This window comes from Streptomyces sp. NPDC088817 (assembly GCF_044750345.1).
Lineage (GTDB): Bacteria > Actinomycetota > Actinomycetes > Streptomycetales > Streptomycetaceae > Streptomyces.
The window spans coordinates 87,086-112,916 of the sequence record NZ_JBIVJN010000007.1 but is presented as its reverse complement, the minus strand read 5'-3'; the positions used below and the strand labels follow the sequence as shown (position 1 = coordinate 112,916).

Below are 25,831 nucleotides of genomic sequence, written 5' to 3'. Positions count from 1 at the left end.
ACGTGCGGCACAATGGCCGTGCCCGAAGAAGGTCCGACTCACAAGTGACGGAATCGGCGTTGATGAGCAAGACGACAGTCAAACACGTCTCCGCGGAGACCGAGCCGGAGCGCGCGGTGTCCGCGCCGCGGACCGTGGGCGGCAGCCGCGCCTTCGCCCTGCTGCTGGTGATCACCGGGGCGGCCGGTCTGCTCGCCGCGTGGATCATCACGATCGACAAGCAGAAGATCCTCGAGGGCAAGCTCAGCGGCAAGACCTTCACCCCGAGCTGCAGCCTCAACCCGATCGTGTCCTGCGGCAGCGTCATGGAGAGCAAGCAGGCCACCGTCTTCGGGTTCCCCAACCCGCTGCTCGGCCTGGTCGCCTACGGCATCGTCATCTGCGTGGGCATGAGCCTCATCGGCCGCGCCACCTTCCCGCGCTGGTACTGGCTGACGTTCAACTTCGGCACGCTCTTCGGCGTCTGCTTCGTCACCTGGCTCCAGTTCCAGTCGCTGTACCGCATCAACGCGCTGTGCCTGTGGTGCTCCCTGGCCTGGGCGGCCACGATCGTCATGTTCTGGTACGTGACCTCCTTCAACATCCGCAACGGCTTCCTGCCCGCACCGCGCCCGGTGAAGAACTTCCTCTCCGAGTTCACCTGGGTACTGCCGGTCACGCACTGCGGTGTCATCGTCATGCTGATCCTGACCCGCTGGGGCAGCAGCCTCTGGGCCTGAGCCGGAACCGCTGATCCACCGTCCGGCCGGGTTGTCGGTGGTGTGCCATAGGGTTTCAGCGTGGAGCCCGACCTGTTCACCGCCGCCAGTGAAGAACGCCAGGAGAAGGACCCGGCCGCGAGTCCCCTGGCGGTACGGATGCGCCCGCGCACCCTCGACGAGGTGGTGGGCCAGCAGCACCTGCTCAAGCCCGGCTCGCCGCTGCGCCGCCTGGTCGGCGAGGGCGCGGGCGGCCCCGCGGGACCCTCCTCGGTGATCCTGTGGGGCCCGCCCGGCACCGGCAAGACCACCCTGGCGTACGTGGTCTCCAAGGCCACCAACAAGCGGTTCGTGGAACTGTCGGCGATCACCGCGGGCGTCAAGGAGGTCCGCGCGGTCATCGACGGCGCCCGCCGCGCCTCCGGCGGGTACGGCCGGGAGACCGTCCTCTTCCTGGACGAGATCCACCGTTTCAGCAAGGCCCAGCAGGACTCCCTGCTCCCGGCGGTCGAGAACCGCTGGGTGACCCTGATCGCGGCCACCACGGAGAACCCGTACTTCTCGGTGATCTCCCCGCTGCTCTCCCGCTCGCTCCTGCTCACCCTCGAACCGCTCACCGACGACGACGTGCGCGGTCTGCTGCGCCGCGCGCTCACCGACGAGCGCGGACTGAGGTCGGCCGTCGGCCTCCCCGAGGACACCGAGAGCCATCTGCTGCGCATCGCCGGCGGCGACGCCCGCCGCGCCCTGACCGCCCTGGAGGCCGCCGCCGGGGCCGCCCTCGACAAGGGCGAGAGCGAGATCGGCCTCACCACGCTGGAGGAGACCGTCGACCGGGCCGCGGTGAAGTACGACCGCGACGGCGACCAGCACTACGACGTCGCCAGCGCGCTGATCAAGTCCATCCGCGGCTCCGACGTCGACGCCGCCCTGCACTACCTGGCGCGGATGATCGAGGCCGGCGAGGACCCCCGGTTCATCGCCCGCCGCCTGATGATCTCCGCCAGTGAGGACATCGGTCTCGCCGACCCCCACGCGCTGCCCACCGCGGTCGCCGCCGCCCAGGCCGTCGCCATGATCGGATTCCCCGAGGCCGCCCTCACCCTCAGCCACGCCACCATCGCCCTGGCCCTCGCCCCCAAGTCCAACTCGGCGACGACGGCGATCGGGGCGGCCCTCGACGACGTGCGCAAGGGGCTGGCCGGAGCGGTCCCGCCCCATCTGCGGGACGGGCACTACAAGGGCGCGGCCAAGCTCGGGCACGCGCAGGGATACGTCTACCCGCACGACCTGCCCGAGGGCATCGCCGCCCAGCAGTACGCGCCGGACGCCCTGAAGGACCGCGAGTACTACACCCCGGGCCGGCACGGAGCCGAGGCGCGGTACGCGGACGCGGTGGAGTGGACCCGCAAACACCTGGGTCGGAAGCGGTCCTGAGCGCCCTGTAGACTGCGCCGAAGCGCTGAGTTCCGTGTCCGGAACCCCGAAAGGGGAACCGGCGCCACCAGAGCGGGACATTCAGCGGGAACTCCGCCGTTCGCAGAGCAGCGGGGATCCAGGAGCGTCGCGCACCGTCGAACGGTGTCGCGGGCAGCCCACCACCACCCGGAGTTCCGGGAGCGGTCGGTGGGCCACTCGCGTGCTGCACGTATGTGCCCAGACCAGGGGAGCGGCTGCCCTCCGGGCCCGGCAGGGTTCCGGCGGGATTTCCCCGGCTGCGGATGCGACCTCCCCTAACCCTGGTGAAGCCGTATTCGTACAGAAGACAAGAGGTGTTTGGTTCATGGCGAACCAGTCCCGCCCCAAGGTCAAGAAGTCGCGTGCCCTCGGTATCGCGCTGACCCCGAAGGCCGTCAAGTACTTCGAGGCGCGCCCCTACCCGCCGGGTGAGCACGGCCGTGGCCGCAAGCAGAACTCGGACTACAAGGTCCGTCTGCTCGAGAAGCAGCGTCTGCGCGCCCAGTACGACGTCAGCGAGCGTCAGCTCGTCCGCGCCTACGAGCGTGCCGCCAAGACGTCGATGAAGACCGGTGAAGCCCTGGTCATCGACCTCGAGAAGCGCCTTGACGCCCTGGTCCTGCGTTCGGGCATCGCCCGCACGATCTACCAGGCCCGCCAGATGGTCGTCCACGGCCACATCCAGGTCAACGGCAAGAAGGTCGACAAGCCGTCCTTCCAGGTCCGTCCCGACGACGTGGTCCAGGTCCGCGAGCGCAGCCGCGAGAAGACCCTCTTCCAGGTCTCCCGCGAGGGTGGCTTCGCCCCCGACGGCGAGACCCCCCGCTACCTTCAGGTGAACCTCAAGGCCCTGGCGTTCCGCCTGGACCGTGAGCCGAACCGCAAGGAGATCCCGGTGATCTGCGACGAGCAGCTCGTCGTCGAGTACTACGCCCGCTGATCACCGGCAGGCCGTAGCACCCGCAGCACCACCAGGCCCGTCGTCTCCCCGCCCTTCAGGGCGGGCGGGACGGCGGGCTCGCTCGTGCCACCGGCACATGGGCGCAAATCCGGTACGGAGCCGCACCCTCGGCGCGATAGGCTCGGTGCACGACTTTCTCGATGTACGGCTCGACGTACAGGCACGTTTCAGGGAGCGGGTGCGCACAGTGTCCGGTGGAGAGGTGGCCGGGATCCTGGTGGCCGTCTTCTGGGCGATCCTGGTCTCCTTCCTCGCCGTCGCACTGGCGAGGCTGGCCCAGACGCTCAAGGCGACCACCCGACTCGTGGCGGACGTGACCGACCAGGCCGTCCCGCTGCTGGCCGAGGCCTCCCAGGCGGTGCGTTCCGCGCAGACCCAGATCGACCGCGTCGACGCGATCGCCTCCGACGTCCAGGAGGTCACGTCCAACGCCTCCGCGCTGTCGACCACCGTCGCCTCCACCTTCGGCGGCCCGCTGGTCAAGGTCGCGGCCTTCGGCTACGGCGTGCGCAGGGCACTGGGCCTCCGCAAGGAGGATGCGCCCGGCAAGGCGTCGAGGCGTACCGTGATCGTGGGCCGCACCGTCCCGGCCGCGCGGCGGGGAAAGCGGAACAACCGGGAGAAGTAAGGACTAGCGATGTTCCGCCGTACGTTCTGGTTCACCACCGGTGTCGCCGCCGGAGTGTGGGCCACCACCAAGGTCAACCGCAAACTCAGGCAGCTGACGCCCGAGAGCCTCGCCGTGACCGCGGCGAACAAGGCGGTCGAGGCCGGTCACCGGCTCAAGGACCGCGCCCTCGGCTTCGCGCTCGACGTCCGCGACAACATGGCCCAGCGGGAGGCCGAACTCGGCGAGGCACTGGGCATGAACGCCCCGGTCGACCCGGAACTGCCCCCGTCCAGGCGGTACACCGCCATCGAGAACCGCAACCACCCGAAGTGCGTCCAGGGCCCGGCGTCCTCGGAACACCCGCACACGACGTACTCGTACAACCGGAATGAGGACCACTGATGGAGTCGGCTGAGATCCGCCGCCGCTGGCTGAGCTTCTTCGAGGAGCGCGGGCACACCGTCGTCCCTTCGGCGTCGCTCATCGCGGACGACCCGACTCTGCTCCTCGTCCCGGCCGGCATGGTGCCCTTCAAGCCCTACTTCCTCGGCGAGGTCAAGCCGCCCTTCCCGCGCGCCACCAGCGTGCAGAAGTGCGTGCGCACCCCCGACATCGAAGAGGTCGGCAAGACCACCCGGCACGGCACCTTCTTCCAGATGTGCGGCAACTTCTCCTTCGGCGACTACTTCAAGGAAGGCGCCGTCAAGCTCGCCTGGGAGCTGCTCACCGCGTCCCAGGACAAGGGCGGTTACGGCCTGGAGCCGGAGAAGCTCTGGATCACCGTCTACCAGGACGACGACGAGGCCGAGCGGATCTGGCACGAGGTCGTCGGCGTGCCCAAGGAGCGCATCCAGCGCCTGGGCAAGAAGGACAACTTCTGGTCCATGGGCGTGCCCGGCCCGTGCGGCCCCTGCTCCGAGATCAACTACGACCGCGGTCCCGAGTTCGGCGTCGAGGGCGGCCCCGCCGTCAACGACGAGCGGTACGTGGAGATCTGGAACCTCGTCTTCATGCAGTACGAGCGGGGCGAGGGCACCGGCAAGGACAACTTCGAGATCCTCGGCGACCTGCCGAGCAAGAACATCGACACCGGGCTCGGCCTGGAGCGGCTCGCCATGATTCTGCAGGGCGTGCAGAACATGTACGAGATCGACACGTCCATGGCCGTCATCGACAAGGCCACCGAGCTCACCGGTGTCGCCTACGGCGACGCCCACGGCTCCGACGTGTCGCTGCGCGTGGTCACCGACCACATGCGCACCGCCACCATGCTCATCGGTGACGGCGTCACCCCCGGCAACGAGGGCCGCGGCTACGTGCTGCGCCGCATCATGCGCCGCGCCATCCGCAACATGCGCCTGCTCGGCGCCACCGGTCCGGTCGTCAAGGACCTGATCGACGTGGTGATCGACATGATGGGGCAGCAGTACCCGGAGCTGGTCACCGACCGCGAGCGGATCGAGAAGGTCGCCCTCGCCGAGGAGGCCGCCTTCCTCAAGACGCTGAAGGCCGGCACCAACATCCTCGACACCGCCGTCACCGAGACCAAGCAGGCCGGTGGCACGGTCCTCTCCGGCGACAAGGCCTTCCTGCTCCACGACACCTGGGGCTTCCCGATCGACCTCACCCTGGAGATGGCCGGCGAACAGGGCCTCTCCGTGGACGAGGACGGCTTCCGCCGCCTGATGAAGGAGCAGCGGGAGCGCGCCAAGGCCGACGCCCAGGCCAAGAAGACCGGCCACGCCGACCTCGGCGCCTACCGGGAGATCGCCGACTCCGCCGGTGAGACCGACTTCATCGGCTACAGCGACACCGAGGGCGAGTCCACGATCGTCGGCATCCTCGTCGACGGCGCCTCCTCCCCGGCCGCCACCGAGGGCGACGAGGTCGAGATCGTCCTCGACCGCACCCCCTTCTACGCCGAGGGCGGCGGCCAGATCGGCGACACCGGCCGCATCAAGGTGGACTCCGGCGCCGTCATCGAGGTCCGTGACTGCCAGAAGCCGGTCCCGGGCGTGTACGTCCACAAGGGCGTCGTGCAGGTCGGCGAGGTCACCGTCGGCGCCAAGGCCCACGCCTCGATCGACTCGCGCCGCCGCAAGGCCATCGCCCGCGCCCACTCCGCCACGCACCTGACCCACCAGGCGCTGCGCGACGCCCTCGGCCCGACGGCCGCCCAGGCCGGCTCCGAGAACCAGCCCGGCCGGTTCCGCTTCGACTTCGGTTCCCCGTCCGCCGTCCCGACGGCCGTGATGACCGATGTCGAGCAGAAGATCAACGAGGTGCTCGCCCGCGACCTGGACGTGCACGCCGAGGTCATGGGCATCGACGACGCCAAGAAGCAGGGCGCCATCGCCGAGTTCGGCGAGAAGTACGGCGAGCGCGTGCGCGTGGTGACCATCGGCGACTTCTCCAAGGAGCTGTGCGGCGGCACCCATGTGCACAACACCGCCCAGCTCGGTCTGGTGAAGCTGCTCGGCGAGTCGTCGATCGGCTCCGGTGTGCGCCGTATCGAGGCCCTGGTCGGCGTGGACGCCTACAACTTCCTGGCTCGTGAGCACACGGTCGTCGCCCAGCTCCAGGAGCTGGTCAAGGGCCGCCCCGAGGAGCTGCCGGAAAAGATCTCCGCCATGCTCGGCAAGCTGAAGGACGCCGAGAAGGAGATCGAGAAGTTCCGCGCCGAGAAGGTGCTCCAGGCCGCCGCCGGACTCGCCGAGTCCGCCAAGGACGTCCGCGGTGTGGCCGTGGTCACGGGGCAGGTCCCGGACGGCACCACGCCGGACGACCTGCGCAAGCTGGTGCTCGACGTGCGCGGCCGGATCCAGGGCGGCCGGGCCGCCGTGGTCGCCCTGTTCAGCGTGAACAACGGCAAGCCGCTCACGGTGATCGCCACCAACGAGGCCGCCCGCGAGCGCGGTCTGAAGGCCGGTGACCTGGTCCGCACGGCGGCCAAGACCCTCGGCGGCGGCGGTGGCGGCAAGCCCGACGTCGCCCAGGGCGGCGGGCAGAACCCGGCCGCCGTCGGCGAGGCCGTGGACGCCGTGGAGCGGCTCGTGGCGGAAACGGCCAAGTGATGCGCAGAGGACGTCGGCTCGCGATCGACGTCGGGGACGCCCGGATCGGGGTCGCCTCGTGCGACCCCGACGGGATCCTCGCCACCCCGGTGGAGACGGTTCCCGGCCGTGACGTCCCCGCGGCCCACCGCCGGCTCAGGCAACTGGTCGCGGAGTACGAGCCGATCGAGGTCGTCGTCGGGCTGCCGCGCTCCCTCAAGGGGGGCGAGGGCCCGGCCGCGGTCAAGGTCCGCGCCTTCGCCGGCGAGCTGGCCAAGGGCATCGCCCCGGTGCCGGTCCGCCTGGTGGACGAGCGGATGACGACGGTGACGGCCAGTCAGGGGCTGCGGGCCTCGGGGGTGAAGTCCAAGAAGGGACGCTCCGTGATCGACCAGGCCGCGGCCGTCATCATCCTGCAGCAGGCCCTCGAATCCGAACGGGTGTCAGGGAAAGCACCCGGCGAGGGCGTCGAAGTGGTCATCTGATCGCGATACGGTAACGTTCCGCGCGATGCGCCTGTGTTCGAACAGACGACGCACAGAAAGAGGCGGAACGGAAGCCGGGCACACAGCCGTGTGACCGCCGCCTCGCGGCTCTAGGGGATCGATGACTGAGTATGGCCGGGGCCCAGGTCCCGAACCGTGGCATCCGGAGGACCCGTTGTACGGGGACGGCGGATGGGGAGGACAGCAGGCCCAGGCGGGCCCGCAGTCCCCCTACGGCGGTGGGCCGCAGCACCACCCGCAGCAGCCGCAGCAGGGTCAGCAGGCGCAGTACGGAGACTGGGGTCAGGGGCAGCAGGACGGCTACGGCGGCCAGTACCAGCAGCAGCACTACGGCGACCAGGGTCACCAGCAGGGCGGGCAGCACTACGACCCGCAGGGGCAGCAGCAGTACGGGCAACAGGGTCAGCAGGGTCAGCAGCAGTACGGGGAACAGGGTCAGCAGGGTCAGCAGCAGTACGGGGAACAGGGTCAGCAGGGTCAGCAGCAGTACGACCAGCAGTACGCGGGACACCTTCAGCAGCAGGGCTACGACCAGGGCGGATGGGACGGCACCGGCGGACAGCAGCAGCCCGCCTACCCCGGCGACCCGGCGGACCCGTACGGCCAGCAGGCCGCGGCCTACGGCGCTGAGCAGCCCGATCTCTACGGCACCCCCGAGGCCTACCCGCCGCCCGAGCCGCCGAGCCGCCGGCGTGCCGAGCCGGAGCCGCGGCCGGACTGGGACCCGGATCCCGAACCGGAGCAGGACGATCACGCGTTCTTCGCGGGCGGCGGTGGCGACGACGAGGACGACGACGCCGACGGTGACGACCCGAAGGAGGGCCGGGGGCGCGGCGACCGCAAGGGCCGCGGCGGCAAGAACAAGGGCAAGGGCAAGAAGCGTCGCAGCGGCTGTGCCTGCCTGGTCGTGACCCTGGTGTTCGGCGGAGGCGCGGTCGGAGTCGTCTACTACGGCTACCAGTTCTACCAAAATCGTTTCGGCGCCGCGCCGGACTTCGCGGGCGACGGCATCAACGAGACGGTGACCGTCGAGATCCCCAAGGGCGCGGGCGGCTACGACATCGGCCGGGTGCTGAAGGCGGCGGGCGTGGTCAAGAGCGTCGACGCCTTCGTGGCGGCGCAGGCGAAGAACCCCACGCCGATCCAGGACGGCATCTACACCCTGCGCAAGCAGATGTCGGCCGCCAGCGCAATCGAACTGATGCTCAGCCCGAAGAGCCGCAGCAACCTGGTCCTCGCGGAGGGCCTGCGCAACGCGGCGATCTACACGCTGATCGACAAGCGTCTGGAAGTGCCGGAGGGCACCACGGCCGACGTCGCTAAGAAGGAGTACAAGAACCTCGGTCTGCCCTCCTGGGCGCTGAACCATCCCAACCTGAAGGACCCGCTGGAAGGCTTCCTCTACCCCTCCAGCTACGCGGTCGCCAAGGGGCAGAAGCCCGAGGCGGTCCTGAAGGAGATGGTGTCGCGGGCCAACGGGAAGTACAACGAACTCGGCCTGGAGAAGAAGGCCAACGGCCTGAACCTCGAAGGGCCTTGGCAACTGCTCACCGTGGCGAGCCTGGTCCAGGCCGAGGGCAAGACGCACGACGACTTCCGCAGGATGTCGGAAGTGATCTACAACCGTCTGAAGCCGACCAACACCGAGACCAACCGGTTGCTGCAATTCGACTCGACCTTCAATTACCTGAAGGGTCAGAGCAACATCCACATCAGCGAAAAAGAGATCAACAGCAACCACGACCCTTACAACACGTACACCCGCACGGGCCTGCCGCCCGGACCGATCGGAAACCCCGGCGACGAGGCGCTGAGGGCGGCATTGAATCCGACCAAGGCCGGCTGGATCTATTTCGTGGCGACCGACGGCGCGGAAAAGACCGAGTTCGCCAAGACGTATGCCGAATTCCTCAAGCTCAAGGACAAGTTCGATGCCACCAAGGGCAACTGACGCCCGTCGGGCGGCGGTGCTCGGTTCGCCGATCGCGCACTCGCTCTCCCCGGTGCTGCACCGGGCGGCGTACGCGGAGCTGGGGCTCGCGAACTGGTCGTACGAACGGTTCGAGATCGACGAGGCAGGCCTGCCCGCGTTCTTCGAGGGCCTCGGACCCGAGTGGGCCGGACTGTCGCTGACCATGCCGCTGAAGCGGGCGGTCATTCCGCTGCTCGACGGGATCAGCGACACCGCGGCCTCCGTCGAGGCGGTCAACACGGTCGTGTTCACCGAGGACGGCCGCCGGATCGGGGACAACACCGACGTGCCGGGCATGGTCGCCGCCCTTCGCGAACACGGCATCGAACAGGTCGGCTCGGCGGCGATCCTCGGAGCCGGCGCCACCGCCTCCTCCGCGCTGGCCGCGCTCGCCCGCGTCTGCACCGGTGAGGTCGTCGCGTACGTCCGCAGCGAGGCCCGGGCGGCCGAGATGCGGCAGTGGGGCGAGCGGCTGGACGTCGAGGTCCGCACGGCGGACTGGACGGACGCAGAGCAGGCCCTGACCGCGCCGCTGGTGATCGCCACCACCCCGGCCGGGACCACGGACGCGCTCGCCGACGCCGTACCCGAGCGTCCCGCCACCCTCTTCGACGTCCTCTACGACCCCTGGCCCACGTCCCTCGCGGCCCGCTGGTCCATGGCCGGCGGCGCCGTCGTCGGCGGCCTCGACCTGCTCGTGCACCAGGCGGTCCTCCAGGTCGAGCAGATGACCGGCCGCGCCCCGGCCCCCCTGCACGCCATGCGCGAAGCGGGCGAGAAGGCCCTCGCGACCCGCTGACCAGGGCTTGTCCGTCCCGATCCGGGAAGCCGGACCGCTGCGCGCTCGTGGCGGGCCGACGGGCGGCGCCGCGGGCCGCGCGTGCGCGTACGGCGTCCGACTGCTGGACCGGCGACCGGGACCGGCACCCGGACGTGGGAGGATCGGAGGTGGCGGGCCAGGGCCGCGCACCCGGTCGCGTCGTCGCAGTTCCAGGCGCGAGGATGAGGAGCACCGTTGAGCAGGTTGCGCTGGCTGACCGCGGGGGAGTCCCACGGACCCGCACTTGTCGCCACGCTGGAGGGCCTTCCCGCCGGCGTGCCCGTCACCACGGAGATGGTGGCGGACCACCTCGCACGGCGTCGCCTGGGCTATGGGCGCGGCGCCCGGATGAAGTTCGAGCGCGACGAGGTCACCTTCCTCGGCGGCGTCCGGCACGGCCTCACCCTCGGCTCCCCGCTGGCGATCATGGTGGGCAACACCGAGTGGCCCAAGTGGGAGAAGGTCATGGCCGCCGACCCGGTGGACCCGGCGGAGCTGGCCGAGGTGGCGCGCAACGCGCCGCTGACCCGGCCCCGCCCCGGACACGCCGACCTGGCGGGCATGCAGAAGTACGGCTTCGACGAGGCCCGGCCGGTGCTGGAGCGGGCCTCCGCGCGGGAGACCGCGGCCCGTGTGGCGCTGGGCGCCGTGGCCCGGTCGTACCTGAAGGAGACGGCCGGCATCGAGATCGTCAGCCATGTCGTCGAGCTGGCCGCGGCCAAGGCACCCTACGGTGTCCACCCGACCCCGGCCGACGTGGAGAAGCTGGACGCGGACCCGGTGCGCTGCCTGGACGCCGACGCCTCCAAGGCGATGGTCGCGGAGATCGACCAGGCCCACAAGGACGGCGACACGCTCGGCGGCGTGGTGGAGGTGCTGGCGTACGGCGTGCCCGTGGGCCTGGGCTCCCACGTGCACTGGGACCGGCGCCTCGACGCCCGGCTCGCGGCCGCGCTCATGGGCATCCAGGCGATCAAGGGCGTCGAGGTCGGCGACGGCTTCGACCTGGCACGGGTGCCCGGTTCCAAGGCCCACGACGAGATCGTCACCACCGACGAGGGCATCCGGCGTGCCACGGGCCGCTCCGGCGGCACCGAGGGCGGCCTGACCACGGGTGAGCTGCTGCGGGTGCGGGCCGCGATGAAGCCGATCGCGACCGTTCCGCGCGCCCTGCGGACCGTGGACGTGGCCACCGGCGAGGCCGCGCAGGCCCACCACCAGCGCTCCGACGTGTGCGCGGTGCCGGCCGCCGGCATCGTGGCCGAGGCCATGGTGGCCCTCGTCCTCGCCGACGCCGTCGCGGAGAAGTTCGGCGGCGACAGCGTGCCGGAGACCCGCCGGAACGTGCGGTCCTACCTCGAGAACCTGGCGATCCGGTGAGCGGCGAACCGGTCGTCGTCCTGGTCGGGCCCATGGGCGTCGGCAAGTCCACCGTCGGGCTGATGCTGGCCGACCGCCTCGGGCTCGCCTACCGGGACGTCGACGACGACATCGTCGCGGAGCAGGGCCGCAGCATCGCCGAGATCTTCGTCGACGAGGGCGAGCCGTTCTTCCGCGCCGTGGAGAAGGAGGCGGTGCGCCGGGCGCTCGCCGAGCACGACGGCGTACTGGCCCTCGGCGGTGGCGCGATCCTGGATCCGGACACCCGGGAGCTGATCTCCCGGCTGCCGGTCCTGTACCTGTCGATGGACGTCGAGGAGGCCGTCCGGCGCACCGGCCTGAACGTGGCCCGCCCGCTGCTCGCCGTGAACCCGCGCAAGCAGTGGCGCGAGCTGATGGAGGCCAGGCGGCACCTGTACGAGGAGGTGGCCACCGCGGTCGTGCCGACCGATGGGCGCAGCCCCGAAGAGGTCACCCAAGCCGCCCTGGACGCACTGGAGTTGAAGGAAGCATGAGCGAGTCGGTCACGCGGATCCACATCGCCGGAACGGCCGGCACCGAGGCGTACGACGTGCTGGTCGGCCGTCAGCTCCTCGGCGAACTCGCCGGTCTGGTCGGTGAGAAGGCCCACCCCTCGCCCACCGCCACCCTCAAAGGAGGCGCTTCGCGCCCAGGCCCTGTTCAAAGGGTCGCCGTGATCCACCCCGAGGCGCTCGCCGAGACCGGGGACGCGCTCCGCGCCGATCTGGCCGCGCAGGGCTACGAGGCCGTCGCCATCCAGGTGCCGAACGCAGAGGAGGCCAAGACCGCGGAGGTCGCCGCCTACTGCTGGAAGGCGCTGGGCCAGTGCGGGTTCACCCGCACCGACGTCATCGTGGGCGTGGGCGGCGGCGCCACCACCGACCTGGCCGGGTTCGTGGCCGCCACCTGGCTGCGCGGGGTGCGCTGGATCGCCGTCCCGACCACCGTGCTGGCGATGGTGGACGCGGCCGTGGGCGGCAAGACCGGCATCAACACCGCCGAGGGCAAGAACCTCGTGGGCGCCTTCCACCCCCCCGCGGGCGTGCTGTGCGACCTGGCGGCGCTGGACTCCCTCCCGGTCAACGACTATGTCTCCGGGCTCGCGGAGGTCATCAAGGCGGGCTTCATCGCCGACCCGGTGATCCTGGACCTGATCGAGTCCGACCCCGAGGCCGCCCGGACACCGGCAGGTCCGCACACCGCCGAACTCATCGAGCGGTCCATCAGGGTCAAGGCGGAGGTCGTCTCCGCCGACCTGAAGGAGTCGGGCCTGCGGGAGATCCTCAACTACGGCCACACGCTGGGCCACGCGATCGAGAAGAACGAGCGGTACAAGTGGCGGCACGGCGCGGCGGTCGCCGTCGGTATGCACTTCGCCGCCGAACTCGGGCGTCTGGCAGGGCGGTTGGACGACGCGACGGCCGACCGCCACCGCACGGTCCTGGAATCGGTGGGTCTGCCGCTGCACTACCGCTACGACCAGTGGCCCAAGCTCCTGGAGACGATGAGGGTCGACAAGAAGTCGCGGGGCGACCTGTTGCGCTTCATCGTCCTGGACGGCCTCGCCAAGCCCACCGTCCTGGAGGGCCCCGACCCGGCCGTGCTGCTCGGCGCGTACGGCGAGGTCGGACAGTAAGCACCACCGCGCCGGATCCGCCCCGCTCCGCCCGCCGCGACGGGCACGTCGGACCGTGCCCGGCCGTTCACCAAATGGCGGCCGGGGACGGTACCGTTCGGTAGGCGGCGGGCTCGGGCCCGCCGTCGGCGCCATTCGCCCCGTACGAGACGGAGTCGCACCGGATGCAGGACGCAGTGGGTTCACCGCTGCCGCCGCCCCACCAGCCGGGGCACGGACCGGCCGCCGGCTGGGCGCCGGCCGCACAACACCCGGACCCGCGGCACCCGCACGCCCCCCAGGACGCGCCTCCGGCCTACCCCGGGCCCCCGAACCACCAGCCCCCGGCCCCACCTTCCCAGAGCCTGCACCCTCAGGGCCCGCATCCCCAGAGCCGGCACTTCCAGGACCCGCACCTCTCGGCCCCGCCTGCGCAGAGCCCGCGCCCTCAGAGCTCGCACCCAGCGGCGCCGCAGCCTCAGGGCCCGAGCCCGTCAGCACCGCAACCGCCCGGCGGGCATCCGTCGGCTCCGCACATGCAGAACCCCCGCCCCCAGGGCCCGTCCGCGGGCGGGCATCCGTCGGCTCCGCGCATGGAGAATCCGCGTCCCCAGGGGCCGCCCCCAGTGGCGCCGCATGTCCAGGGGCCGCGTCCGCAGGGGCCGCCCCCCTCCGTGCCGCATCCTCAAGCCCCGCATTCGCAAGGCCCGCAGCCGCCCGTGCCGCACCCCCAGGTGCCCCGCCGGCCGGCCGGTGCCGTGCCGCCGCCCGGCGCGGGGTCCGTGCCGGACGGGACCGGGCATGTCCGGCTGCCGCCCGGCGGCCCCGTCGGGATGCCCAGCGCGCCGCCCGCTCAGAGCGCGCCCGATCCGTCGGCCACCACGCTGGCGGTGCTGTTGATCGGGCCTGCGGGGGCGGGCAAGACGAGCGTCGCCAAGTACTGGGCCGACCACCGCCGCGTGCCCACCGCGCACATCAGCCTCGACGACGTCCGCGAGTGGGTCCGCTCCGGCTTCGCCGACCCGCAGTCGGGATGGAACGACCACTCCGAGGCCCAGTACCGGCTCGCCCGCCGCACCTGCGGCTTCGCCGCCCGCAACTTCCTCGCCAACGGCATCTCGTGCATCCTCGACGACGCCGTCTTCCCCGACCGCCCGGTGGTCGGACTCGGCGGCTGGAAGCGCCATGTCGGCCCCGGCCTGCTCCCGGTCGTGCTGCTGCCCGGACTCGACATCGTCCTGGAGCGCAACGCCGAGCGCTCCGGCAACCGCCGGCTGACCGACGAGGAAGTCGCCCGCATCCACGGCCGCATGGCCGGCTGGTACGGCTCCGGGCTCCCCATCATCGACAACTCCCAGCTCGACGTCCCGGCCACGGCCCGCGTCCTGGACGAGGTCCTGTCCCGGGCCATCGCCAGCCCCCCGAACTGGTAGGACGCGGCCCGCTCGGCGCCCCGGGCGGGCCGCGGCCAGGATCCGGCAGACCCACTCGGACCTCTCGAACGGCGATATTGAGCCATGACTCTTACGCTCGGTTCATGTCAGAGGTGTACGCGGCCCGCCGGACCCGGCTGAGGGAGCGCTGCAACGCGGGCGGCAGCGCGGCGGCGCTGGTGACTCGTCCCGCCAATGTGCGGTATCTCGCGGGGGCCGCCCCGCAGGGTGCCGTCCTGCTTCTCGGAAGGCGCGAGGACCTGCTGGTGTGCCAGAGCCCGCCGGACGACCGGCCCTACGAGGGCCGTCCCGACGAGGCACTGCGGGTGCAGGTCCTGCCCCAACCCGCCGGTGGCGACCCGGCCGTCGCCGCCGCCGACCACGCCCAGGCCCAGGGCGCCGACTCGCTCGCCGTGGAGGAGCACCACCTCACGGTGGCCCGCCACCGCGCCCTCGGCTCGGTGGCACCCAGGCTGCGCCTGGCCGACCTGGGCGGCGCGGTCGAGCAGCTCAGAGTCGTCAAGGACGAGGAGGAGATCTCCTGTCTGAGAATCGGCGCCGAGATCGCCGACCAGGCCCTTGGCGAACTGCTGGAGTCCATCCTGGTCGGCCGCACCGAGCGCCATCTCGCCCTGGAGCTGGAGCGGCGGCTCGTCGACCACGGCGCCGACGGGCCCGCCTTCCCCACCTCCGTGGCCACCGGTCCGAACTCCGGCCGCCGCGGCCACCGGCCCACCGACCGGCGGGTCGAGGAGGGCGACTTCCTGACCGTGTGCCTGGGCGCCGCCTACCGCGGCTACCGCTGCGAGATCGGCCGCACCTTCGTGATCGGCACGTCCCCCGCGGACTGGCAGATCCAGCTCTACGACCTCGTCTTCGCAGCCCAGCGCGCCGGACGGGAGGCCCTGGCCCCTGGTGCCGTGTACCGTGAAGTCGACCGCGCCGCACGCCAGGTACTGGATTCGGCCGGGTTCACCGAGAGTCTGCAACCCCTCACCGGACACGGGGTCGGACTCGAAATCGACGAGGACCCGCAGCTGGCCCCTTCGGCCATGGGTAAACTGGACGCTTGCGTGCCGGTCACTGTCGAACCCGGGGTCCACCTCCCGGGCCGGGGCGGTGTCCGGATCGATGACACGCTCGTCGTACGCCCCGAGGCGGACGGCGGACCCGAGCTACTCACCATCACGACCAAGGAGCTCCTCGCGCTCTAGCCTTGCGCTGGGCGTCTGCCCCAGGTCGTACGTCAGTCCAGGAGATTCCGCAACCGTGGCTTCCACGAACGACCTCAAGAACGGCATGGTGCTCAAGCTCGACGGCGGCCAGCTGTGGTCCGTCGTCGAGTTCCAGCACGTCAAGCCCGGCAAGGGCCCGGCCTTCGTGCGCACCAAGCTCAAGAACGTGCTCTCCGGCAAGACCGTCGACAAGACGTTCAACGCCGGTGTCAAGGTCGAAACGGCCACCGTCGACAAGCGTGACATGCAGTTCTCCTACATGGACGGCGACTACTTCGTCTTCATGGACATGGAGACCTACGACCAGCTCCACATCGATCGCAAGGCCGTCGGCGACACCGCCAACTTCCTGATCGAGGGCTTCGAGGCGACCGTCGCCCAGCACGAGGGCGAGGTGCTCTTCGTCGAGCTGCCCGCCGCCGTCGAGCTGACGATCGCCGAGACCGAGCCGGGTGTCCAGGGCGACCGCTCCACCGGTGGCACCAAGCCCGCCACCCTGGAGACCGGTCACCAGATCCAGGTCCCGCTCTTCATCACCACCGGTGAGAAGATCAAGGTCGACACCCGCACGAGCGACTACCTCGGCCGGGTGAACAGCTAACCGTGGCTGCCCGCAACACGGCCCGCAAGCGTGCCTTCCAGATCCTCTTCGAGGGCGACCAGCGCGGCGCCGACGTCCTGACGGTCCTCGCCGACTGGATCCGGCTCTCCCGGAGCGACACCCGGCAGCCCCCGGTGAGCGAGTACACGATGCAGCTCGTCGAGGGCTACGCGGAGCACGCGACCCGGATCGACGAGCTGATCGCGCAGTACGCGGTCGGCTGGACGCTGGATCGCATGCCGGTCGTCGACCGCAACATCCTGCGGCTCGGCGCGTACGAGCTGATCTGGGCCGACGAGACCCCGGACGCCGTGGTGCTGGACGAGATGGTGCAGCTGGCGAAGGAGTTCTCGACGGACGAGTCGCCCTCGTTCGTCAACGGCCTGCTCGGCCGTCTGAAGGAGCTCAAGCCCTCCCTCCGCCGCGACCAGGTGTGAGAAGGAGCCGGCCGCTCAGGCCGGCGCCGGACGGACTCGCAGGGGCCCGCAGCACGAATGCTGCGGGCCCCTCGGCGTCCGTGCGTGTCCCTGGTCCCTCGCTCGTGTGCGCGGCCCGTGCGCGGCCCGCTCCGGCCGATCCGCGCCCGCCCCGCCAGGGAAGCGAGAAAGCCGTCGGGGTGGCCGGAACCAAACTGTTCCGGCCACCCCGACGGCACGTTTCTGCTGAGTGGGCCGAGCGGTCAGCTCTCCTCGTGGGACGCCACCGCGCGGCGCGCGTCCGCGTCCAGCACGCCCCAGCTGATCAGCTGTTCGGTCAGGACCGAGGGCGACTGGTCGTAGATGACGGCGAGTGTGCGCAGGTCGTCCTGGCGGATCGAGAGCACCTTGCCGTTGTAGTCACCGCGCTGCGACTGGATCGTGGCCGCGTACCGCTGGAGGGGGCCCGCCTTCTCGGCCGGCACCGTGGCCAGCCGCTCCAGGTCGAGGACCAGCTTCGGCGGGGGCTCGGCGGCGCCGCCCGGGGTGGTGCCCGGCAGCAGTTCCTGCACGGGGACCCCGTAGAAGTCAGCCAACTCGGCGAGGCGCTGCACGGTCACGGCACGGTCGCCGCGCTCGTACGAACCGACCACGACCGCCTTCCAGCGTCCCTGGCTCTTCTCCTCGACACCGTGGAGGGAAAGGCCCTGCTGGGTGCGGATCGCCCGGAGCTTGGCCCCGAGCTGTTTGGCGTATTCGCTGGACATATGGCTCCCCGGACACTGTGTCGACGCGGCCGGCCTCGCTGCCGGACCGCGCGGCTGGTAACTCACTGTGAGGTTACGCAGCGTTACTCTGCTGCGTCAAGCCGAATGGTCCGGGGCGCCACTTCCGTGGTCGCCGAGGCCGGTTGCGCCAAGGGGGTGAGTGGGAAGGTCTCCGGCACCTGGTAGCGTGTATGGCGCAATTCCGACGTCCTTTAAGGTCCGTCCCGTGAGGCGGAGAAGGAGGTCCGTTTCGTATGGACACGCACGCCGACGCGCAAGCGTCCGAAGCCCGGCCCGTTCTCGAGGGCCCCGACATCGCGCGGGTCATGACCCGCATCGCCCACGAGATCGTCGAGCGCGCCAAGGGTGCCGACGACGTGGTGCTCCTCGGCATTCCGACCCGGGGCGTCTTCCTCGCCCAGCGGCTCGCCGCCAAGCTCGAGCAGATCACCGAGCGCAAGGTCCCGCACGGCTCGCTCGACATCACCATGTACCGCGATGACCTGCGCCTGCAGCCCCCGCGTGCGCTGGCCCGTACCGAGATCCCCGGTGACGGCATCGACGGCCGCCTGGTCGTCCTCGTCGACGACGTCCTCTTCTCCGGCCGCACCATCCGCGCCGCCCTCGACGCGCTGAACGACATCGGGCGCCCGCGCGCGGTGCAGCTCGCCGTCCTCGTCGACCGGGGCCACCGCGAGCTGCCGATCCGCGCCGACTACGTCGGCAAGAACCTCCCCACGTCGCTGCGGGAGACGGTCAAGGTCCTGCTCGCCGAGGAGGACGGTCGCGACACCGTGCTGCTCGGCGCCAAGCCGGCCGCCCAGGGCGAACACCCGTAACACGCGCGCGTACGCATTCGCCGTACGCCCCGCGCGTGTGCCCTCGCACGCGCCCGTCTGCCCCAATTCTCCCGAATGAACGCCTTACGGAGCCTGACAGATGCAGCGTCATCTCATCTCGGCCGCCGACCTCACCCGCGACGACGCCGTCCTGATCCTCGACACCGCCGAGGAGATGGCCCGGGTCGCCGACCGGCCGATCAAAAAACTGCCGACCCTGCGCGGCCGCACCGTCGTCAACCTCTTCTTCGAGGACTCCACCCGCACCCGGATCTCCTTCGAGGCCGCGGAGAAGCGGCTGTCCGCGGACGTCATCAACTTCACCGCCAAGGGATCCTCGGTGTCCAAGGGCGAGTCCCTGAAGGACACCGCCCAGACCCTGGAGGCCATGGGCGTCGACGCCGTGGTCATCCGGCACGGTGCCTCCGGGGCCCCGTACCGGCTGGCCAACTCCGGCTGGATCGACGCCGCCGTCATCAACGCGGGCGACGGCACCCACCAGCACCCCACCCAGGCCCTGCTCGACGCCTTCACCCTGCGCCGCCGGCTGGTCGGCAGGGACGCGGGCCTCGGCCAGGACCTCACCGGCCGGCGCGTCACCCTCGTCGGCGACGTGCTGCACAGCCGGGTGGCCCGGTCCAACGTCGACCTGCTGCACACCCTCGGCGCCGACGTCACCCTGGTCGCCCCGCCGACCCTGCTGCCGGTCGGCGTCGAGACCTGGCCCTGCGAGGTCTCCTACGACCTCGACGCGGCCCTGCCCAAGTCCGACGCGGTGATGATGCTCCGCGTGCAGCGCGAGCGGATGAACGCCGCCTTCTTCCCGACCGAGCGCGAGTACGCGCGGCGCTACGGGCTGGACGGCGAGCGGATGGCGAGGATGCCCGAGCACGCCATCGTGATGCACCCCGGCCCGATGGTCCGCGGCATGGAGATCACCGCCGAGGTCGCCGACTCCGACCGCTGCACCGCCGTCGAGCAGGTCGCCAACGGCGTCTCCATCCGCATGGCCGTGCTGTACCTGCTGCTCGGCGGCATGGAACCCGCCCCCCAAGCCCGCACCACCGAGGAGAAGTAAGACACATGAGCAAAATCCTGATCCGTGGTGCCCAGGTGCTCGGCGGCGCGCCGCAGGACGTCCTGATCGACGGCGAGGCCGTCGAGGCGGTCGGCACCGGGCTGTCCGCCGAGGGCGCGGAGATCGTCGAGGCAGACGGCAAGGTGCTGCTGCCGGGCCTGGTCGACCTGCACACCCACCTGCGTGAGCCGGGCCGCGAGGACTCCGAGACCGTCCTGACCGGCACCCGCGCGGCCGCCTCCGGCGGCTTCACCGCCGTGTTCGCCATGGCCAACACGTTCCCGGTGGCCGACACCGCCGGCGTCGTCGAGCAGGTCTGGCGTCTGGGACGCGAGCACGGCTACTGCGACGTGCAGCCCATCGGCGCCGTCACGGTCGGCCTCGAGGGCAGGAAGCTCGCCGAACTCGGCGCCATGCACGAGTCGGCCGCCGGGGTCACCGTCTTCTCCGACGACGGCAAGTGCGTCGACGACGCGGTGATCATGCGCCGCGCGCTGGAGTACGTGAAGGCATTCGGCGGCGTCGTCGCCCAGCACGCCCAGGAGCCGCGGCTGACCGAGGGCGCCCAGATGAACGAGGGCGTCGTCTCCGCCGAGCTGGGTCTCGGCGGCTGGCCGGCCGTCGCCGAGGAGTCGGTCATCGCCCGGGACGTGCTGCTCGCCGAGCACGTCGGCTCCCGGGTCCACATCTGCCACCTGTCGACCGCCGGCAGCGTCGAGATCGTCCGCTGGGCCAAGTCCCGCGGCATCCAGGTCACCGCCGAGGTCACCCCGCACCACCTGCTCCTCACCGACGAACTGGTGCGCACCTACGACCCGGTCTACAAGGTCAATCCGCCGCTGCGCACCGAGCGGGACGTGCGCGCCCTGCGCGAGGCGCTCGCCGACGGCACGATCGACATCGTCGCCACCGACCACGCCCCGCACCCGCACGAGGACAAGGACTGCGAGTGGGCCGCGGCCGCCATGGGCATGGTCGGCCTGGAGACCGCCCTGTCGGTGGTCCAGGAGACCATGGTCGACACCGGCCTGTTGGACTGGGCGGGAGTCGCGGACCGCATGTCCTTCGCACCGGCCCGGATCGGACGGGCCACCGGCCACGGACGGCCCGTCTCGGCAGGTGAGCCCGCCAACCTCACGCTGGTCGACACGGCATACCGTGGGCAGGTGGACCCCGCGGGCTTCGCCTCGCGCAGCCGGAACACTCCCTACGAGGGACGTGAGCTGCCGGGCCGTGTCACCCACACGTGGCTCCGGGGCAAGGCCACGCTCGTCGACGGGAAGCTCACGTGACACCTGCACCTCTGCTCGCGGCCGGAATCGCGACCGACATCGCCGCGGAAGGGAAATCGGCCGCGGTCACCGACTGGGCCGCCCGCGTCGGCTGGCTGATCGGCCTCCTCCTGTTCATCGCCCTCGTCTACTGGCTGATGCGCGAGGGCTGGAAGTGGCGCGCCACCCTCCAGGGCGACCTGCCCGAGCTGCCGGTCGCGCCCGAGGAGCCCGGTCCGGCGACCCTGACCATGACCGGCCGCTACCACGGCTCCACCACCGCCGGACAGTGGCTGGACCGCATCGTGGCGCGTGGTCTGGGCACCCGCAGCCGGGCCGAGCTGACCCTGACCGGCGCGGGCCTGGACGTGGTGCGCCCCGGAGCGGACGACTTCTTCGTGCCGGCCGCGCGGCTGCGCGGGGCCCGGCTCGACAAGGGCATCGCCGGCAAGGTGCTCACCGAGGGCGGCCTGCTCGTCGTGACCTGGGAGCACGGCGACCGGCTGATCGACTCCGGGTTCCGCTCCGACCGGGCGGCCGAGCACACCGAGTGGGTCGAGGCCCTCAACTCCATGACCGAGAAGAACAGCACGGAAGGCGCCGAACGATGACCACCTCCACCAGGGGAGCCTCCAGGGTTCCCGCCGTGCTCGTCCTCGAGGACGGCCGGATCTTCCGCGGCCGTGCCTACGGGGCCGTGGGGGAGACGTTCGGCGAGGCCGTGTTCTCCACCGGCATGACCGGCTACCAGGAGACCCTCACCGACCCGTCGTACCACCGCCAGGTCGTCGTCATGACGGCCCCGCACGTCGGCAACACCGGCGTCAACGACGAGGACCCCGAGTCGAAGCGGATCTGGGTCTCGGGCTACGTCGTGCGCGACCCCGCCCGCCGGCCCTCCAACTGGCGTGCCCGGCGCACCCTCGACGAGGAACTCGCCGCGCAGGGCGTCGTCGGCATCAGCGGCATCGACACCCGCGCCCTCACCCGCCACCTGCGCGAGCGCGGCGCCATGCGCGTCGGCGTCTTCAGCGGGGAGGCCGTCCAGGACGACGCCACGCTGCTGGCCCGGGTCCTGGAGTCCCCCCGGATGGAAGGCGCGGACCTGTCCGCAGAGGTGGCCACCCAGGAGGCGTACGTCGTCCCGGCGATCGGCGAGAAGAAGTTCACCGTCGCCGCCGTCGACCTCGGCATCAAGGGCATGACCCCGCACCGCATGGCCGAACGCGGCATCGAGGTGCACGTGCTGCCCGCCACCGCCACGGTCGAGGACGTGTACGCGGTCGGACCCGACGGAGTGTTCTTCTCCAACGGCCCCGGCGACCCGGCCACCGCCGACCACGCCGTCTCCGTCATGCGGGGCGTCCTGGAGCGCGGCACGCCGCTGTTCGGCATCTGCTTCGGCAACCAGATCCTCGGCCGCGCCCTCGGCTTCGGCACCTACAAGCTGAAGTACGGCCACCGCGGCATCAACCAGCCGGTGCAGGACCGTACGACCGGCAAGGTCGAGGTCACCGCGCACAACCACGGCTTCGCCGTCGACGCGCCCGTCGACCGGGTCTCCGACACCCCCTTCGGCCGCGTCGAGGTCTCCCACGTCTGCCTCAATGACAACGTGGTGGAGGGCCTCCAGCTGCTCGACAGGCCGGCCTTCAGCGTGCAGTACCACCCCGAAGCGGCCGCGGGACCCCACGACGCCGCCTACCTGTTCGACCGCTTCACGTCTTTGATGAACACAGTCCCGATGGAGGGCCAGCGTGCCTAAGCGCACCGATATCCAGTCCGTCCTGGTCATCGGCTCCGGCCCGATCGTCATCGGCCAGGCCGCCGAGTTCGACTACTCCGGCACCCAGGCGTGCCGCGTCCTGAAGGCCGAGGGCCTCAGGGTCCTCCTGGTCAACTCCAACCCCGCGACGATCATGACCGACCCGGAGATCGCCGACGCCACCTACGTCGAGCCGATCACCCCGGACTTCGTCGAGAAGATCATCGCCAAGGAGCGCCCCGACGCCCTGCTGCCCACCCTGGGCGGCCAGACCGCGCTCAACACCGCCATCGCGCTGCACGACAACGGCGTCCTGGAGAAGTACGGCGTCGAGCTGATCGGCGCCAACGTCGAGGCCATCCACAAGGGCGAGGACCGCGAACAGTTCAAGGCGGTCGTGGAGGCCGTCCGGCTGAAGACCGGGCACGGCGAGTCCGCCCGCTCGGTGATCTGCCACACCATGGACGAGGTCCTGGCCGGCGTCGACGAGCTCGGCGGCTACCCGGTCGTGGTCCGCCCCTCGTTCACCATGGGCGGCGCCGGCTCCGGCTTCGCCCACGACGAGGACGAGCTGCGCCGCATCGCGGGCACCGGCCTCACGCTCTCCCCGACCACCGAGGTGCTCCTCGAGGAGTCCATCCTCGGCTGGAAGGAGTACGAGCTGGAGCTGATGCGCGACAAGCACGACAACGTCGTGGTCGTCTGCTCCATCGAGAACTTCGACCCGATGGGCGTGCACACCGGCGACTCCATCACCGTCGCCCCGGCGATGACGCTCACCGACCGCGAGTACCAGATCCTGCGGGACATCGGCATCGCCGTCATCCGCGAGGTCGGCGTCGACACCGGCGGCTGCAACATCCAGTTCGCGGTCAATCCCGAGGACGGCCGGGTCATCGTCATCGAGATGAACCCGCGCGTGTCGCGCTCCTCCGCGCTCGCCTCCAAGGCGACCGGCTTCCCCATCGCCAAGATCGCCGCCAAGCTCGCCGTCGGCTACACCCTCGACGAGATCCCCAACGACATCACGCAGGAGACCCCGGCCTCCTTCGAGCCGACCCTCGACTACGTGGTCGTCAAGGCGCCCCGGTTCGCCTTCGAGAAGTTCCCGCAGGCCGACTCCACGCTGACCACCACCATGAAGTCGGTCGGCGAGGCCATGGCCATCGGCCGCAACTTCACCGAGGCCCTCCAGAAGGCCCTGCGCTCGCTGGAGAAGAAGGGCAGCCGGTTCACGTTCACCGGCGACCCCGGCGACAAGCACGAGATGCTGCGCGAGGCGGTCCGCCCGACCGACGGCCGGATCAACGCGGTGATGCAGGCCATCCGCGCGGGCGCCACGCCCGAGGAGGTCTTCGACGCCACGAAGATCGACCCGTGGTTCGTCGACCAGCTGTTCCTGATCAAGGAGATCGCCGACGAGCTGGCCGAGGCGCCCGAGCTGACCGCCGAACTGCTCGCCGAGGCCAAGCGGCACGGCTTCTCCGATCAGCAGATCGGCGAGATCCGCGGCCTGCGCGAGGACGTGGTCCGCGAGGTGCGGCACGCACTCGGCATCCGCCCGGTCTACAAGACCGTGGACACCTGCGCCGCCGAGTTCGCCGCGAGGACGCCGTACTTCTACTCGTCCTACGACGAGGAGAACGAGGTCGCCCCGCGCGAGAAGCCCGCGGTGATCATCCTGGGCTCCGGCCCCAACCGCATCGGCCAGGGCATCGAGTTCGACTACTCCTGCGTCCACGCCTCCTTCGCGCTGCACGACGCCGGGTACGAGACCGTGATGGTCAACTGCAACCCGGAGACCGTCTCCACCGACTACGACACCTCCGACCGGCTGTACTTCGAGCCGCTCACCCTGGAGGACGTCCTGGAGATCGTCCACGCGGAGCGGCAGGCCGGCCCCGTCGCCGGTGTCGTCGTCCAGCTCGGCGGCCAGACCCCGCTGGGCCTGGCGCAGGCCCTCAAGGACAACGGCGTGCCGATCGTCGGCACCTCGCCCGAGGCGATCCACGCGGCCGAGGACCGGGGCGCCTTCGGACAGGTGCTGGCCGAGGCGGGCCTGCCGGCCCCCAAGCACGGCACCGCCACCACCTTCGCGCAGGCCAAGACCATCGCCGACGAGATCGGTTACCCGGTCCTGGTCCGCCCGTCCTACGTCCTGGGCGGCCGCGGCATGGAGATCGTGTACGACGAGGCCCGCCTGGAGACGTACATCGCCGAGTCGACCGAGATCGGCCCCTCCCGCCCGGTGCTGGTCGACCGGTTCCTCGACGACGCCATAGAGATCGACGTCGACGCCCTCTACGACGGCGAGGAGCTGTACCTCGGCGGCGTCATGGAGCACATCGAGGAGGCCGGCATCCACTCCGGCGACTCGGCGTGCGCGCTGCCCCCGATCACGCTCGGCGGGTACGACATCAAGCGGCTGCGGGCCTCCACCGAGGCCATCGCCCGCGGTGTCGGGGTGCGCGGACTGATCAACATCCAGTTCGCGCTGTCCGGCGACATCCTCTACGTCCTGGAGGCCAACCCGCGCGCCTCCCGTACGGTCCCCTTCACCTCCAAGGCGACCGCGGTGCCGCTGGCCAAGGCCGCCGCCCGGATCTCGCTGGGCGCGACCATCGCCGAGCTGCGCGGGGAGGGGCTGCTGCCGAGGAACGGCGACGGCGGCACGCTGCCGCTGGACGCGCCGATCTCCGTCAAGGAGGCCGTGCTGCCCTGGAGCCGCTTCCGGGACACCTCGGGACGCGGCGTGGACACCGTCCTCGGCCCCGAGATGCGCTCCACCGGCGAGGTCATGGGCATCGACTCCGTCTTCGGCACCGCCTACGCCAAGTCGCAGGCGGGGGCCTACGGTCCGCTGCCGACCAAGGGGCGCGCCTTCATCTCGGTCGCCAACCGGGACAAGCGGTCGATGATCTTCCCGGCCCGTGAGCTGGTCGCCCACGGCTTCGAACTGCTCGCCACCTCCGGCACCGCCGAGGTGCTCAAGCGCAACGGCATCAACGCCACGGTGGTGCGCAAGCAGTCCCAGGGCAGCGGCCCGAACGGCGAGCGGACCATCGTCCAGCTCATCCACGACGGCGAGGTCGACCTCATCGTCAACACCCCGTACGGCACCGGCGGCCGCCTGGACGGTTACGAGATCCGTACCGCGGCCGTGGCGCGCTCCGTGCCGTGCCTGACGACGGTCCAGGCGCTCGCCGCGGCCGTCCAGGGCATCGACGCCCTGCACCGCGGCGAGGTGGGAGTCCGTTCCCTCCAGGAACACGCGGGATTCCTGACCGCGGCCCGCGACTAGGGCCTGTTCGGCGGATCAGGCCGACTCCGGC

The 25,831-nt window shown here is 70.9% G+C and carries 23 protein-coding genes; 22 read left to right on the top strand and 1 reads right to left on the bottom strand.

Translation table 11 applies throughout. The features are described from left to right. The first annotated feature begins 62 nt into the window (after nt 1–62). From ACIP4X_RS14985 to nusB, 16 genes are all read left to right on the top strand, one after another. Nucleotides 63–719 (top strand): vitamin K epoxide reductase family protein, encoded by a 657-nt coding sequence (locus ACIP4X_RS14985; protein WP_358737518.1) that lies wholly within the window; start codon nt 63–65, stop codon nt 717–719. 60 nt (nt 720–779) lie between these two features. Continuing rightward, on the top strand, nt 780–2,135 hold the full coding sequence (locus ACIP4X_RS14980) for a replication-associated recombination protein A (protein ID WP_358737519.1): 1,356 nt from the start codon (nt 780–782) through the stop codon (nt 2,133–2,135). Nucleotides 2,136–2,481: 346 nt separating this feature from the next. Continuing rightward, nucleotides 2,482–3,096, top strand: a complete 615-nt coding sequence (gene rpsD, locus ACIP4X_RS14975; RefSeq protein ID WP_100567868.1) for a 30S ribosomal protein S4 — start codon at nt 2,482–2,484, stop codon at nt 3,094–3,096. Between the two features lie 199 nt (nt 3,097–3,295). Continuing rightward, nucleotides 3,296–3,745 (top strand): DUF948 domain-containing protein, encoded by a 450-nt coding sequence (locus ACIP4X_RS14970; protein WP_358737544.1) that lies wholly within the window; start codon nt 3,296–3,298, stop codon nt 3,743–3,745. Between the two features lie 9 nt (nt 3,746–3,754). Continuing rightward, nucleotides 3,755–4,129: a hypothetical protein gene (locus tag ACIP4X_RS14965; RefSeq protein WP_358737521.1), complete on the top strand. Its 375-nt coding sequence runs from the start codon at nt 3,755–3,757 to the stop codon at nt 4,127–4,129. Further along, nucleotides 4,129–6,801 carry an alanine--tRNA ligase gene (alaS, locus tag ACIP4X_RS14960; protein ID WP_358737523.1) on the top strand — a complete coding sequence of 891 codons (2,673 nt, stop codon included), beginning with the start codon at nt 4,129–4,131 and terminating at the stop codon, nt 6,799–6,801. Before ACIP4X_RS14965 ends, alaS begins: the two co-directional genes overlap by 1 nt. Next, on the top strand, nt 6,801–7,265 hold the full coding sequence (ruvX, locus tag ACIP4X_RS14955) for a Holliday junction resolvase RuvX (protein WP_358737525.1): 465 nt from the start codon (nt 6,801–6,803) through the stop codon (nt 7,263–7,265). Before alaS ends, ruvX begins: the two co-directional genes overlap by 1 nt. A 121-nt stretch (nt 7,266–7,386) precedes the next feature. Then, nucleotides 7,387–9,237 (top strand): endolytic transglycosylase MltG, encoded by a 1,851-nt coding sequence (gene mltG, locus ACIP4X_RS14950; protein ID WP_401348636.1) that lies wholly within the window; start codon nt 7,387–7,389, stop codon nt 9,235–9,237. Then, on the top strand, nt 9,218–10,057 hold the full coding sequence (locus ACIP4X_RS14945) for a shikimate dehydrogenase (protein ID WP_358737529.1): 840 nt from the start codon (nt 9,218–9,220) through the stop codon (nt 10,055–10,057). The genes mltG and ACIP4X_RS14945 overlap by 20 nt, the downstream gene beginning before the upstream one ends. A 216-nt stretch (nt 10,058–10,273) precedes the next feature. After that, entirely contained in the window at nt 10,274–11,458 is a 1,185-nt protein-coding gene (aroC, locus tag ACIP4X_RS14940) for a chorismate synthase (protein WP_358737531.1), read from the top strand. After that, complete coding sequence (locus ACIP4X_RS14935; RefSeq protein WP_358737533.1) at nt 11,455–11,973, top strand: shikimate kinase; 519 nt, start codon at nt 11,455–11,457, stop codon at nt 11,971–11,973. Before aroC ends, ACIP4X_RS14935 begins: the two co-directional genes overlap by 4 nt. Next, nucleotides 11,970–13,115, top strand: a complete 1,146-nt coding sequence (gene aroB / locus ACIP4X_RS14930) for a 3-dehydroquinate synthase (RefSeq protein WP_358737535.1) — start codon at nt 11,970–11,972, stop codon at nt 13,113–13,115. Before ACIP4X_RS14935 ends, aroB begins: the two co-directional genes overlap by 4 nt. Nucleotides 13,116–13,630: 515 nt before the next feature. After that, entirely contained in the window at nt 13,631–14,527 is an 897-nt protein-coding gene (locus tag ACIP4X_RS14925) for an AAA family ATPase (RefSeq protein ID WP_391456530.1), read from the top strand. Between the two features lie 104 nt (nt 14,528–14,631). After that, nucleotides 14,632–15,741 carry an aminopeptidase P family protein gene (locus ACIP4X_RS14920; protein ID WP_358737538.1) on the top strand — a complete coding sequence of 370 codons (1,110 nt, stop codon included), beginning with the start codon at nt 14,632–14,634 and terminating at the stop codon, nt 15,739–15,741. 55 nt (nt 15,742–15,796) lie between these two features. Continuing rightward, entirely contained in the window at nt 15,797–16,363 is a 567-nt protein-coding gene (efp, locus tag ACIP4X_RS14915; protein WP_100567879.1) for an elongation factor P, read from the top strand. A 2-nt stretch (nt 16,364–16,365) separates the two neighbouring features. Further along, nucleotides 16,366–16,800 carry a transcription antitermination factor NusB gene (nusB, locus tag ACIP4X_RS14910; RefSeq protein ID WP_100567880.1) on the top strand — a complete coding sequence of 145 codons (435 nt, stop codon included), beginning with the start codon at nt 16,366–16,368 and terminating at the stop codon, nt 16,798–16,800. 242 nt (nt 16,801–17,042) lie between these two features. Here the strand turns inward: nusB and bldD are convergent, their stop codons facing one another. Then, on the bottom strand, nt 17,043–17,546 hold the full coding sequence (gene bldD, locus ACIP4X_RS14905) for a transcriptional regulator BldD (RefSeq protein WP_004990661.1): 504 nt from the start codon (nt 17,544–17,546) through the stop codon (nt 17,043–17,045). A gap of 254 nt (nt 17,547–17,800) precedes the next feature. Between bldD and pyrR the strand changes: the two genes are divergently transcribed. The 6 genes from pyrR (at nt 17,801) to carB (ending at nt 25,800) form a co-directional block, all read left to right on the top strand. Continuing rightward, nucleotides 17,801–18,385: a bifunctional pyr operon transcriptional regulator/uracil phosphoribosyltransferase PyrR gene (gene pyrR / locus ACIP4X_RS14900; protein WP_358735774.1), complete on the top strand. Its 585-nt coding sequence runs from the start codon at nt 17,801–17,803 to the stop codon at nt 18,383–18,385. A gap of 100 nt (nt 18,386–18,485) precedes the next feature. Next, nucleotides 18,486–19,463 (top strand): aspartate carbamoyltransferase catalytic subunit, encoded by a 978-nt coding sequence (locus ACIP4X_RS14895; RefSeq protein ID WP_358735776.1) that lies wholly within the window; start codon nt 18,486–18,488, stop codon nt 19,461–19,463. A 5-nt stretch (nt 19,464–19,468) separates the two neighbouring features. Beyond that, entirely contained in the window at nt 19,469–20,755 is a 1,287-nt protein-coding gene (locus ACIP4X_RS14890) for a dihydroorotase (protein ID WP_358735777.1), read from the top strand. Beyond that, the gene (locus ACIP4X_RS14885) at nt 20,752–21,345 is read left to right on the top strand and encodes a hypothetical protein (protein WP_358735779.1); all 594 of its coding nucleotides are present in this window, start codon (nt 20,752–20,754) and stop codon (nt 21,343–21,345) included. Before ACIP4X_RS14890 ends, ACIP4X_RS14885 begins: the two co-directional genes overlap by 4 nt. Next, the gene (carA, locus tag ACIP4X_RS14880; RefSeq protein ID WP_391456536.1) at nt 21,342–22,499 is read left to right on the top strand and encodes a glutamine-hydrolyzing carbamoyl-phosphate synthase small subunit; all 1,158 of its coding nucleotides are present in this window, start codon (nt 21,342–21,344) and stop codon (nt 22,497–22,499) included. Before ACIP4X_RS14885 ends, carA begins: the two co-directional genes overlap by 4 nt. After that, nucleotides 22,492–25,800, top strand: a complete 3,309-nt coding sequence (carB, locus tag ACIP4X_RS14875) for a carbamoyl-phosphate synthase large subunit (RefSeq protein WP_391456539.1) — start codon at nt 22,492–22,494, stop codon at nt 25,798–25,800. The genes carA and carB overlap by 8 nt, the downstream gene beginning before the upstream one ends. Nucleotides 25,801–25,831: the final 31 nt, after the last annotated feature.

Excerpts from the sequence above, each read along its gene's own strand:
- ACIP4X_RS14895 (WP_358735776.1), top strand. The coding sequence starts at position 18,486 with ATGCAGCGTCATCTCATCTCGGCCGCCGACCTCACCCGCGACGACGCC.
- rpsD (WP_100567868.1), top strand. The coding sequence starts at position 2,482 with ATGGCGAACCAGTCCCGCCCCAAGGTCAAGAAGTCGCGTGCCCTCGGT.
- ACIP4X_RS14945 (WP_358737529.1), top strand. The coding sequence starts at position 9,218 with ATGCCACCAAGGGCAACTGACGCCCGTCGGGCGGCGGTGCTCGGTTCG.
- ACIP4X_RS14925 (WP_391456530.1), top strand. The coding sequence starts at position 13,631 with ATGCAGAACCCCCGCCCCCAGGGCCCGTCCGCGGGCGGGCATCCGTCG.
- alaS (WP_358737523.1), top strand. The coding sequence starts at position 4,129 with ATGGAGTCGGCTGAGATCCGCCGCCGCTGGCTGAGCTTCTTCGAGGAG.
- ACIP4X_RS14890 (WP_358735777.1), top strand. The coding sequence starts at position 19,469 with ATGAGCAAAATCCTGATCCGTGGTGCCCAGGTGCTCGGCGGCGCGCCG.
- ACIP4X_RS14985 (WP_358737518.1), top strand. The coding sequence starts at position 63 with ATGAGCAAGACGACAGTCAAACACGTCTCCGCGGAGACCGAGCCGGAG.
- aroB (WP_358737535.1), top strand. The coding sequence starts at position 11,970 with ATGAGCGAGTCGGTCACGCGGATCCACATCGCCGGAACGGCCGGCACC.
- mltG (WP_401348636.1), top strand. The coding sequence starts at position 7,387 with ATGACTGAGTATGGCCGGGGCCCAGGTCCCGAACCGTGGCATCCGGAG.
- bldD (WP_004990661.1), bottom strand. The coding sequence starts at position 17,546 with ATGTCCAGCGAATACGCCAAACAGCTCGGGGCCAAGCTCCGGGCGATC.
- ACIP4X_RS14920 (WP_358737538.1), top strand. The coding sequence starts at position 14,632 with ATGTCAGAGGTGTACGCGGCCCGCCGGACCCGGCTGAGGGAGCGCTGC.
- carA (WP_391456536.1), top strand. The coding sequence starts at position 21,342 with ATGACCACCTCCACCAGGGGAGCCTCCAGGGTTCCCGCCGTGCTCGTC.
- ruvX (WP_358737525.1), top strand. The coding sequence starts at position 6,801 with ATGCGCAGAGGACGTCGGCTCGCGATCGACGTCGGGGACGCCCGGATC.
- pyrR (WP_358735774.1), top strand. The coding sequence starts at position 17,801 with ATGGACACGCACGCCGACGCGCAAGCGTCCGAAGCCCGGCCCGTTCTC.
- ACIP4X_RS14965 (WP_358737521.1), top strand. The coding sequence starts at position 3,755 with ATGTTCCGCCGTACGTTCTGGTTCACCACCGGTGTCGCCGCCGGAGTG.